This is a genomic window from Alteromonas sp. V450, assembly GCF_001885075.1.
Lineage (GTDB): Bacteria > Pseudomonadota > Gammaproteobacteria > Enterobacterales > Alteromonadaceae > Alteromonas.
Genome location: NZ_MODU01000004.1, coordinates 699,132 through 711,178, shown reverse-complemented (window position 1 = coordinate 711,178; position 12,047 = coordinate 699,132). Strand labels below are relative to the sequence as shown.

Here is a 12,047-nt window from a genome sequence, read left to right as displayed (position 1 = left end):
TTCTCAAAATGCCCACAAAACGGCGTTTGGTAATCAACAGTCAAGCGGTGTAAACTGCCCATAAATTAAAAATTAACGAATAATACGGTGGTTATGCATTCACCTACATTTCTTTGGTACGACTTCGAAACATTTGGCACAAGTCCCCAAAAAGACCTTCCTTGTCAATTTGCCGCTGTTAGAACAGATTTAGAACTTAATATCATCGGTAAGCCCATTAATATAATGAGTGCTATCGCCAACGATTACTTGCCTCATCCCGAAGCATGCTTAGTAACAGGTATAACGCCACAACAAACCATTCGCGATGGCTCAAATGAAGCAGATTTTGCGGCACGTATATTCGAGGAAATGTCAGTACCTAACACATGCAGCGTGGGATTTAACAGTATCCGCTTTGATGACGAAGTATCGCGCTACCTGTTCTACCGCAATTTTTACGACCCATATGCACGTGAATGGCGTAACGGAAATAGTCGCTGGGACCTTATTGACTTAGCCAGAGCGTGCTATGCACTCAGGCCTGATGGAATTAATTGGCCGCGTAGAGAAGATGGGGCACCAAGCTTTAAACTCGAAGCGTTAGCCGCGGCAAACAATATAGGTCATGACAATGCGCACGATGCGCTAAGTGATGTGTACGCCACTATTGCACTGGCGAAATTAATAAAAGATAAACAACCAAGATTGTTCGAATATGCTTTTTCTCTGCGCAACAAACACACCGTCATGCAGCAAATTGACATCAGCAAACCGTCAGTGCTGCTGCATATCTCTTCAAAACTTGCTGCTGCCAATGGGTGTTGCACTTGGGTAATGCCCATTGCTAAACACCCAACCAATAGCAATGCATATATTGCTGTTGATTTGTCTCACGACGTGGAAGCCTTACTCAGCGACCCTCCAGAGTTAATCAAACAAGCACTTTATGCACCCTCTGATACCTATGAGAAACCTGAAGAGCGCCCAGGCCTAAAACTTATTCATGTAAACCGTTCTCCCTTTATCACCACCGCAAAAGCAATGACAGAAGATAATGCGAAACGCTTAAATCTTAATCGTGATAAATGTCTTGATAACTACAGGAAACTGGCACAAATGCCAGATTTAGCGAATAAGCTAGTAAAAGTGTACGAGCAAGAACAGTATGACGCTGAGCTTGATATCGATTACGCACTCTACAGCGGCGGTTTCCTGAATGACGAAGACAAGCGATGGTGCGAACGCGTAATCTCTTCTTCGCCGGAGAATCTAGTCACATTAGCAAACGAAACACAGCATTCAAGGCTGAAACGTCAGCTATTTAGATACCGCGCGCGAAACTTTCCCAATACGCTAACAGCAGATGAAATGGTGCAGTGGCAGCATCACCGTCAAGCTCGCTTGACTGATCCAGCGTTTAACGGTTCGATAACCATAGAAAGCTACTTGATTAGGCTCGAGCAACTCGCACACGAACACGCAGATAACCCAGAAAAACAAGCAATCTTACGAGCACTTTATCAATATGCCGAAAACCTTTGACGACAGGTAAGCTTCATTTTAAATTACTAAAAATGATTTATCTTTGTGCGATTAAGTTCTCGCGCAGAGCTTCAGTTTTTTATCTATCGCGCCGATAACAATAAATTAGACGCAAAGGGATTACACAGTCATGAATGGCGTTACAATTAGCTTCGACAAAACACAGACCTACATTAACTTAATGCTCGAGCCGGCAGACTTTTCGAGCGAAGTTGATGTTAAAGAAATTAGACAGCTACTTGAGACCGGAGAGACTAAAGGTCTGTATATCTCAGAAGCGTCGCTCAAAACCGCGTGCGATGCTGCGAACCATTATTTTAAAACAAACGATGGAACCATCATTCAGGAACGCATTGGAGAGCGCAAGAATGCAGAATTAGAGTTTCGCGTTGGTGAAGACGCCATGCAGGCAAGTCTTATTCTCACCACGCCATATGGTGGGAAGCTTCCCTCACTTGCTACGGTCAAATCTTTAGCAATCAAAAACGGAATTTCTCGTGGATTGAGCATAAAAGTTATTCAAACAATGCTTAGTGCAGCGCGACAAGCTGCGCCTGGCACAGTGCTTGAAGAAATAATAGCGAAAGGGCTTCCTGCGAAAAACGGTAAAAACTCGAAGTTTATTCCGCTTGTTGAAAATGCCTTAGATCGCGTTCTCAAACCACAGTCAGGCAATGGAGAGCGCGTGGACATGCGAAACCTCGGTGAGGTCATTTGCGTAAAGGTAAACACTCCAGTTTTGACAAGGCGAGAGCCTACACAAGGACGCTCTGGCTTTGATGTCAGAGGTAATAAGGTTCCAGCAAAACCTGGTGAATGGCTTGAGTTTAGGATGGGCAGCGGCACGGTAATTTCTGATAGTGATGCGAATTTACTGGTATCTTCAATATCGGGAATGCCGAAATATCGCGACCAAATAATGAATATCGACGATACCTTTATTTGCAACGGCGTTAACGTTGGAACAGGGCACGTTTCCTATGAAGGTGCGGTTTTGGTAAATGGCGATGTTACCGAAAAAATGCAGATTAAAGCGTCTGGCGATGTCACAATTAACGGTTTTGTCGAGTCAGCCTATATCGAATCAGGTGGTGATATAATCATTACCGAAGGCGCAATGGGAAAAGTGAACGACGTACAAGGTGAGTTTCATTGTAAACTAGTCGCCGCTGGCAATATTCATATTCAACACGGACAAGGTGTCGACATTCAATGTAAAGGAAACACCACGATCGGCCGGCAGCTGGCTTATAGCCGTGTTCGCTGTGGTGGTGATGTGATTGTGGGCCAAATCGATAGACCCATGGGCAATTTATTTGCATGTGAGATCAGCAGTCACGGTAAAATTGAAGCTGGAACACTTGGCGCGGTATCCGGAAGTACATTAAAAGTCGATTTTAGCCCCGGCTTCAACCTGCTTTTGGAAAGGAAAGATTCGCTAGACGAGCTTCTTAAGCAAATAAAAGAAAACAACTTAAAGCACAAAGAAAAAATAACACTCATTCAAAACAAAAAAGTGCCAAAAGAGCTACAGGGCAAAGTGGCAGAGGCGCTTGAAATGTTCAACAATGAATCGGCTTTGTTAGAGTGGTTGGAAAATAAGGCTGATAAAGTAAGATCGGCGAAAGAAAGTTACCAAAGTGATATAAAACTAATCGCAAACAAAAGGCTTTACCCTGGGGTATCAGCAAAGCTTAACAACCGTAACTGGAGGTCAGACAGAGAATATGACCGTGCAAAAATTAGTTACGAACTTCACCAATGGCAGTACGAGCCTATCATTTAGCGACATTAGTCATACGTGAATTCAGATACGCTATTCGGCCGCGACAAAAGTGCCGTAGCCGAGCCGCGACGAATGGTAGAGTGCTTTAGTTGTTCGCTCTAGCCACTCTGAAAACTCTTCTGAATCCTTTAGTTCAGATATCCCCATTGCAAATTTAAACTGATCATTCAACGTGCTGTGCGCATTCATACAATCAAGCATACGCTGCGCAAGTGATTTTGCGTCGTTAATTTCAGTTTGTGGACACAAAATAATAAACTGCTCTTCACTAAATCGAGAAACAACATCAACTTCACGAACTGAATTCAAGCAACTCTTTGCTACCGCTTTAAGCCCGTCTTCTTTACGTTCTTGCTCTCTTCTTTCTTCGTCAGCCTCGCGAGAAACCAATTCCAAAATAATCATTGAGGCTGTGGTATGAAAACGTTGAAACCGCGAAATTTCCTCTTCTGCTCTTTGGATCATGTGATTGCGATTGTAAAGGCCAGTCACGGTATCATGGGCAGACAAAAATGAGAGGGTTTTATTCTTTTCAAGTAAGTTGGCTTGCAGTGAACTTATCTCTTCGTTTTTTTGTTTTATTATACGGGCATAAGATGTTAAGTAACGTTGTCTCCATACGGCCCATAATAAGAGCAAGATAACGATTACTATACATAGAAACATGACAGCATAATTGCGACTCTGCCTGATCTGGACATTGTGCCATTGTTTATAAATATCGACTTTTTTCTGCTCTGGGATAAGGGATATCGCTCGATTGATATCTTCAACTAGCCAATTAGAGGATTTCACAACGCCAAAAGACAGTGAATCAAAAGGCTCTGCATACCCGACAATAGACAAGTCGTTGAGCTTTAGATTATTGATATGCATATTGACGCTCATCAGGGAACCAACCATTACATCAAACTCCCCTTTTGCCAGCATTTTAAGCCCCTCTCTTTCGGACGGGATGAGTTTTAAACGAAGGCCTGGATAATATTTTGAAATATACTCTACTTGGCGGTATCCGCGAACAATGCCAACTGAACGGTTCCCAACCCCTGCATAACCTTGAAGCATAGGCGTACCGGTTTTAGCGACTAAAACATTTGGTGCCTCGAAGTAAGGCAAACTGAAATCAAGAAACTGTTTGCGATATTCTGAAGGATTTATCATAGGAATGGCTTGGCACTTTTCGAGCTGGACAAACTCTAGACTTTGCTGCCAGCTCTCTGTAGGAATTAATTGGAAAGTAACGCCAATTTTTTCACTGATAAGCTTCAAATACTGTGCAGATATTCCTACGTGTTGGCCATTGCGGATTGCTTCATAAGGTTCCCACGAAGGATCGATACAATATGTGACAGTTCTATTCGCATGCGAGTTAGTGCTTTCGAAATTTGACTGCGCGATCACACACTGCGCGAAGAAACCCATGAAAACCTGAAGTAAGATAAAACGTTTAACCAAAAACAACTAACCACCGAACGTCGTGAATATCACTCATTATAAGCGCGAAAATACACTGTACCACACCCAACTGTAAATATTTATCAATCAATGCAGACTGTTAATTAAGTCACATGATGCTTCTGTTTGAAAGCCGGGTCCTCATATTGCCTTTCCTCGATGATCAAGGATAGCTGAGCAACTGCATATTCGATGTCAACAAAGCGAAGATATAGTGGTGCAAAACCTATCCTCAAAATATCCGGTGCTCGAAAATCTGCAATGACACCTTGAGCTATCCATGCTTGGCATATCGCATAAGCGTCCTTATGCTTAAGCGCTATTTGACTACCGCGATTATCAATAACAGGGCTTGCGAAATCAAACGCATCCCAAACACCAGCTCTTTTAGCCTCACAAATAAAAAATGTCTGTAGTTTTTTCGATTTTTCATCAAGTGCTTTTAAAGAAACGTCATCAAAAGCCTCTAGGGCAGCACTTAAAATACTCATACCTATCACGCCGGGTGTACCTGACAAGTTTTGCTTGATGGACTGAGCTGGTTGGTAATCAGGCTCGAATGCAAACGGAGCAGCGTGCCCCATCCAGCCTGCAAGGGGTTGCTTGTAGCGTTGTTGATGGCGCTCAGCGACGTAAATAAATGCTGGAGAACCAGGCCCACCGTTGAGATATTTATAGGTGCAACCGACGGCGAAATCTACATGGGCATCGTCTAATTCAACAGGGAATGCGCCAGCGCTGTGGGCTAAATCCCACAGTGTTAATATGCCATGTTTGTGCGCCAACGCCGTAACATCTTTCATGTTTATCTTATTGCCAGAACGAAAATTTACCTGAGTGAGCATTAACACAGCGATCTCATCGTTAAGCGATGCTTCAATGTTGTGTTCATCGATATATTCAAGTCTATAATCATCGCCCAGCAGTTCGATAAGCCCTTGGACCATATATAAGTCGGTTGGAAAATTATCTTTCGTCGTTGCAATGACTTTTCGATGAGGTTGCATTTTAAGCGCTGCACTTAACACTTTAAAAAGATTGACTGAAATTGAATCACAACAGATTACCTGTCCACTTTTCGCACCAACAAGCGCTCCTATCTGGTCACCTACCTTTGAAGGTAGTGATATCCATTCATGCTTGTTCCAACTTGTGATGAGGTCACGTCCCCATTGCTCATTAACGACCTCTCTAGCTCGCAGTTCAGCGGCCTTCGGTAAGGGGCCCAAAGAATTACCATCCAAATAGACTGTATTTTCTGGTAGTGAGAACAATTCGCGCTTATGACGGATTGGATCTTTACTATCTAACTGCTCTGCAGAAAAAACCTTATTCATCATTTTTGCTTAAAACCTCAAATAAAGCATTGAAAGACGTGCTATCGGGATGTAACCAGTCAAAGTGACCACCATTTTCAACCGTTATTGTGGTAGCCCCCGACATAAACGCATGTTCGACTGGGACGATGCTATCGCTTGTACCTTGCATCAGCAGTATTGAAAACGCAATATCAGCTGCATGCGGGGTGGCATTTTTGTATTCATCGGCTAATTCCTTAGGCTCACCTCCCATAAAGTGGGGGGTTGCGGTTTGGCAACTATTGCTACCCAACGCGTACTTCTTCACGTCAGTTATAGCTGCAAGGCCTATGATGGTATTTAGCGAGACACCCTTAGGTGGATTTACTGTTTGGCCGGCCAAAAGTGCTAAATGTCCACCGGCAGAATGACCAATAACTGAAACCTGCTGGTATCGTTTTTCTTTTGCAATGTGCTTAAGAGATGCGTCGATTGCTAACGAGACATCCATAGCACTTCCAGGCCAACCGCCCCCTTCATCACCCGTACGGCGGTACTCAATTGCATAGACACCCACACCTCGTTCGGAAAGTGCATGATAAAGGCCTTCGGCGTGCGTCAAGTCAAATGCATTTAGCCAACATCCGCCATGCACAAAAATAACAGCTTGATCAGTCCTATTCTCGTTACCTGCTGTTTTCTTCGCATTCCAAACGGAAACAAATTGCAGAGGATCGTCACCATAACTAAACGATGAACTTTTCGTTGATGTAGGGAGCGCTTGCAAATCGCTATAGGGAATTTGGGTTCGGCCCACAACGCTGCTCATGATCACGTTTTCTTCGCGAGTCCCGTATTCTGCTGTTGCGGAAGACTCCCGTACGGGTTTTATTTGACCAGGTTGATTCGACTTACCGCCAATATTTTTTGTCGTTGTTGAACAAGCGCCTAGGACTAAGGCAAAACTGAGGGTGATAACTTTCTTATTCATATGTAAGACTTTTCTTTTTATTTAAACACAAGCGGTCGCAGCATTGGACCGCTTTCTGGTTAAATTACATTTATTTTATTATTGCTTACACGAAACAAACTAAAGCATCTCTATTGCCACCGCAACACCTTCTCCTCCACCGATACAAAGAGAAGCAATTCCTTTTTTACCATTACGTTGCTTAAGCGCATGAATAAGTGTGACCAGTATACGAGCCCCTGAAGCACCAATGGGATGGCCTAATGCGCATGCACCTCCTTTCACATTAACTTTGGTCTCATCTAAACCAAGTTTAGCGATGGCTAGCATCGTGACCATTGCAAATGCTTCATTGATCTCAAAAAGATCTACTTCTTCTTTTACCCACCCCGCCTTTTCAAGTACTTTTTCCATCGCGCCTACCGGTGCAACAGTGAAATTTTCGGGCTCTATAGCATGCGTTGAATGGGCTACTATTTTCGCGAGGGGCGCCATTCCCAGAGCCGCTGCTTTTTCTTCACTCATAACAACGAGTGCCGCAGCACCGTCTGATATTGAGCTAGAGTTCGCCGCTGTAACCGTACCATCTTTTTTGAAAGCAGGTCGCAATGTAGGTATTTTTTCTGGTCGAGCAGAGCCTGGGCCTTCATCTGTATCGATAATAGTATCACCCTTACGTGACGTAACCGTTACCGGTACAATCTCATCGGCAAAAGTGCCTGTATTTATCGCATCATGCGCTTTTGATAATGAACTTAATGCGAAATCATCCATCTTCCCACGAGTAATATTTTCTGCATCTGCCGTATCTTGAGCAAAACATCCCATGGCCTTGCCATCGTAAGCATTTTCTAACCCATCAAGCATCATGTGGTCAACGACCTGACCATGACCCATGCGGTATCCTGTGCGAGCTTTAGGCAACATATAGGGCGCATTGCTCATGCTTTCCATGCCACCGGCTACAACAACCTCTGCACTACCCGCTTTAATTAAATCGTGAGCCATCATGACTGACTTTAAGCCCGATCCGCACACCTTGTTTATTGTGGTAACGCCTGCGCTCAGGGGCAAACCTGCCCCCAAACTCGCTTGTCGAGCTGGTGACTGACCCAGGCCTGCAGGTAACACGCAACCCAGGATGACTTCATCAACGTGAGAGACATCTAGCTCTGAACATGCCGCACTTATAGCTACTTCACCGAGCTGTGTTGCTTTCAACGAAGACAAACTACCATTGAATCCCCCCATTGGTGTGCGTTTAGCCGAAACAATAACAACTGAATTACCACTCATAAAACCCCCTAGATATTTAATTTCATTTGGTTCGCTCACAGCATCGTCAAAGATGTATACAAATCTAGACACCCATTAAAAATACAAAAGCGCGTTGCCACTTTGAAAAATTGACGTTAGGAAAATGTTACTTTACCTTAACGTAAAATGTAATTAACGTTAACGTAAACCTGTATTTTGTGTGTGTCAACTTAACACTACGGCATGAAACAAAAGGCACTATGCCAATAATTCGGCAATCGTTGGTGCCGCCGATGTTAAGCACCACAAATCATGATTACATAACCCAAATTACAAAGACACCCATGCTAGAGCTGAGGTGTTAGATACGGCGCTGAAAAGGTACAAGCAATGAACAAGTGCGAGAAGGAACCAACTTACGCTATAGGCGAATTAGCGAGAGAATTTGACATAACGCCGCGTTCTATAAGGTTTTATGAGGAGCAAGGCCTTATGTCGCCAACGAGAACCGGGCAGAACAGAGTTTACCTTAATAAAGATCGCGTAAGGTTAAAACTGATATTACGCGGTAAACGTCTGGGCTTCTCTCTTGCAGAGGTTAAAACGCTCTTCGACATGTACGACAGCAATCCAAATTCAGCAGTACAGCTAGAAACAATGCTCAACATGAGTAAACAAAAGCGCGCTGTACTGGAACAGCAATTAGAAGACATCCAAATGTTAATGGCCGAGCTAGATGATGTAGAAGCTCGGTGTAGAGAAGAATTGGCAGAATTAAACCGAGGAAAAATTGTATGAACACCTCTTACCCTACTTTAAATTTTGGACTTGGCGAAGATATCGAAATGCTGAGAGACCAAGTTTATCAATTCGCACAGAACGAGATTGCGCCTATCGCAACGAAAGCAGACGAAGAAAACCAGTTTCCGAACCAATTATGGAAAAAACTCGGCGATATGGGTCTATTGGGTGTCACGGTATCAGAGGAATATGGCGGTTCCGATATGGGGTATCTCGCTCACACTATTGCAATGGAAGAAGTGAGCAGAGCATCTGGCGGTATTGGATTGAGTTATGGAGCACATTCAAATTTGTGTGTAAACCAAATATACAAAAATGGTAATGAGGCTCAACGAGAAAAGTACCTACCTAAACTTGTCACTGGTGAGCATATTGGGGCACTAGCAATGAGTGAGCCAAATGCGGGTTCTGATGTTGTAAGTATGAAATTGCGAGCAGAGAGACGAGGCGATACCTATATCCTTAACGGAAACAAAATGTGGATCACCAACGGCCCCGATGCCCATACTTTTGTTATTTACGCCAAAACAGACCCCAATGCAGGGCCGAAAGGGATTACTGCATTTTTAGTAGAGCGTGACTTCCCTGGGTTTAGTCGAGCACAAAAATTAGACAAGCTAGGAATGCGTTCTTCAAACACGTGTGAACTAGTGTTCGAAGACTGTGAGGTGCCAGCGGAAAATGTGCTGGGCAACGAGGGAGAAGGCGTCAAGGTGTTAATGAGCGGCCTCGACTACGAACGTCTCGTTCTATCGGGAGGGCCTCTCGGTATTATGCAGGCATGCATGGATATCGTTGTTCCTTATATTCACGATAGACAACAGTTTGGCCAGTCCATCGGTCAGTTCCAGTTGGTTCAGGGCAAAGTTGCGGATATGTATACTCAGATGAATGCTGCGAGAGCTTATGTTTACGCTGTCGCTAGATCTTGTGATAGAGGTGAAACAACGCGAAAAGACGCCGCCGGTGCTATTTTATACTCGGCAGAGTTAGCAACAAAAATGGCATTAGACGCTATACAGTTACTTGGGGGCAATGGCTACATCAATGAGTATCCTACTGGCCGTTTACTTCGAGATGCCAAGCTGTACGAAATTGGTGCGGGAACGTCGGAAATCAGAAGAATGCTTATCGGGCGAGAATTATTCAACGAATCTAGATAGTCGCAGTTTGGGTGTCTTGGAATTATTACCGCAACTCGTTTACCAAGACACCCACTCAATAGTAGTACAACGTTTATCAAGACACCCACGCATCCATTAACCTTAACTTGGGTGTCTAGATAGGTAAAAGACGCAATAGATGTGTGTCTTGAATTCATCAACAAGGAGGGGTTATGCCCGTTCTTAGCTCAAAAATAAATACTAAATCTGACACGTTCAAAACCAACAGTGAGCATATGCAAACTCAGGTGAACGATTTAAAAGAAAAAATAGCGAAGATTTCAGAAGGTGGTGGAGCACAGGCTGCTCAGCGTCACTTGTCACGGGGCAAGCTACTCGCAAGAGATAGAATAAATGCACTTATTGACGACAACACGCCGTTTTTAGAAATCGGTCAGTTGGCGGCATGGGAAGTCTACGACGATTATGTGCCCTGCGCGGGCGTTGTTGCAGGTATCGGCATGGTGTCTGGTACCGAGTGCATGATTGTGGCTAATGATGCGACTGTAAAAGGTGGTACATACTATCCCCTTACAGTCAAAAAACACTTACGAGCACAGACAATAGCTGAGCAAAATAATCTGCCTTGCATCTACCTGGTAGACTCTGGAGGCGCAAACTTGCCTCGGCAAGATGACGTTTTTCCTGACAGAGAACACTTTGGTCGAATTTTCTTCAATCAGGCAAACATGTCAGCTAAGAATATCCCTCAAATTGCTGTTGTTATGGGGTCATGTACTGCTGGCGGAGCTTACGTTCCCGCGATGGCTGACGAAAGTATAATAGTTAAAGAGCAAGCAACAATATTTTTGGGAGGCCCTCCTCTAGTTAAAGCTGCAACTGGAGAAGTGGTTACTGCTGAAGAACTTGGCGGCGGCGATGTGCATACTCGGATATCAGGTGTTGCTGACCACCTAGCGAACAATGATCATCATGCCTTGTCACTCGCTAGAAGCGCCGTCGCGCGGCTAAATCGTAAAAAAACGGTTGCCCTAGACGTGAAGCCAGCCAAATCACCTAAATACGATCCGAAAGAAATATACGGCGTTGTTCCTGCTGATAGCAAACAAACATTTGATGTTCGAGAAATTATCGCCCGCGTTGTTGATGATTCAGATTTTGATGAATTTAAACCATTGTACGGGACAACCCTAGTATGCGGCTTTGCAAGAATTTTTGGGTTTCCTGTGGGTATTGTGGCAAACAACGGCATATTATTTGGCGAAAGTGCTCTTAAAGGTGCACATTTCGTTGAGCTATGTGCAATGCGAAAAATTCCGTTAGTTTTCTTGCAAAACATAACGGGATTCATGGTTGGAAAACAGTATGAGCATGGTGGAATAGCAAAGCACGGAGCCAAAATGGTTACCGCTGTTGCATGTGCAAATGTCCCTAAACTCACCGTATTGATAGGAGGAAGCTTTGGTGCCGGTAACTATGGGATGTGCGGCCGAGCTTATGATCCTCGTTTCCTTTTCATGTGGCCGAATGCACGTATCTCAGTGATGGGTGGGGAGCAGGCAGCTGGCGTTTTGGCACAAGTTAAACGCGACCAAAAAGAGCGCTCTGGTGAGCATTGGAGCGAAGAGGAAGAACAAGCATTCAAACAACCTGTTATCGACACTTATGAAAAACAAGGACATCCATATTACGCATCTGCTCGCTTATGGGATGATGGGGTAATCGATCCTGCTGATACTCGTCTTGTTCTAGGGCTGTCTCTTTCTGCAACTTTCAATAAACCTATTGAAGACACCCAGTTTGGCATATTTAGAATGTAGGAGATGCGTGAA

At 44.1% G+C, this 12,047-nt stretch carries 9 protein-coding genes; 5 read left to right on the top strand and 4 right to left on the bottom strand.

Features of this window, described 5'->3' with window-relative positions:
- The first annotated feature begins 93 nt into the window (after positions 1–93).
- A complete protein-coding gene (gene sbcB / locus BK026_RS03145; protein ID WP_071817464.1) occupies positions 94–1,524 on the top strand; it encodes an exodeoxyribonuclease I in 1,431 nt (476 codons plus the stop codon).
- 130 nt (positions 1,525–1,654) lie between these two features.
- Positions 1,655–3,310 carry a DUF342 domain-containing protein gene (locus BK026_RS03140; RefSeq protein ID WP_071814506.1) on the top strand — a complete coding sequence of 552 codons (1,656 nt, stop codon included), beginning with the start codon at positions 1,655–1,657 and terminating at the stop codon, positions 3,308–3,310.
- A 30-nt stretch (positions 3,311–3,340) separates the two neighbouring features.
- Here BK026_RS03140 and BK026_RS03135 read toward each other — a convergent pair whose 3' ends face one another.
- From BK026_RS03135 to BK026_RS03120, 4 genes are all read right to left on the bottom strand, one after another.
- Entirely contained in the window at positions 3,341–4,711 is a 1,371-nt protein-coding gene (locus BK026_RS03135) for a diguanylate cyclase (RefSeq protein ID WP_256253645.1), read from the bottom strand.
- Positions 4,712–4,869: 158 nt separating this feature from the next.
- Complete coding sequence (kynU, locus tag BK026_RS03130; protein ID WP_083574989.1) at positions 4,870–6,105, bottom strand: kynureninase; 1,236 nt, start codon at positions 6,103–6,105, stop codon at positions 4,870–4,872.
- A complete protein-coding gene (locus BK026_RS03125; protein ID WP_071814503.1) occupies positions 6,095–7,054 on the bottom strand; it encodes a S9 family peptidase in 960 nt (319 codons plus the stop codon). Before BK026_RS03125 ends, kynU begins: the two co-directional genes overlap by 11 nt.
- A gap of 99 nt (positions 7,055–7,153) precedes the next feature.
- Positions 7,154–8,329 (bottom strand): acetyl-CoA C-acyltransferase, encoded by a 1,176-nt coding sequence (locus BK026_RS03120; RefSeq protein WP_071817463.1) that lies wholly within the window; start codon positions 8,327–8,329, stop codon positions 7,154–7,156.
- Between the two features lie 351 nt (positions 8,330–8,680).
- Between BK026_RS03120 and BK026_RS03115 the strand changes: the two genes are divergently transcribed.
- From BK026_RS03115 to BK026_RS03105, 3 genes are all read left to right on the top strand, one after another.
- Positions 8,681–9,088, top strand: a complete 408-nt coding sequence (locus tag BK026_RS03115) for a MerR family DNA-binding transcriptional regulator (RefSeq protein WP_071814502.1) — start codon at positions 8,681–8,683, stop codon at positions 9,086–9,088.
- Positions 9,085–10,254, top strand: a complete 1,170-nt coding sequence (locus tag BK026_RS03110; RefSeq protein WP_071814501.1) for an isovaleryl-CoA dehydrogenase — start codon at positions 9,085–9,087, stop codon at positions 10,252–10,254. The genes BK026_RS03115 and BK026_RS03110 overlap by 4 nt, the downstream gene beginning before the upstream one ends.
- Before the next feature lie 173 nt (positions 10,255–10,427).
- Positions 10,428–12,035: a carboxyl transferase domain-containing protein gene (locus BK026_RS03105; RefSeq protein WP_071814500.1), complete on the top strand. Its 1,608-nt coding sequence runs from the start codon at positions 10,428–10,430 to the stop codon at positions 12,033–12,035.
- The last annotated feature ends 12 nt before the right edge of the window (positions 12,036–12,047 follow it).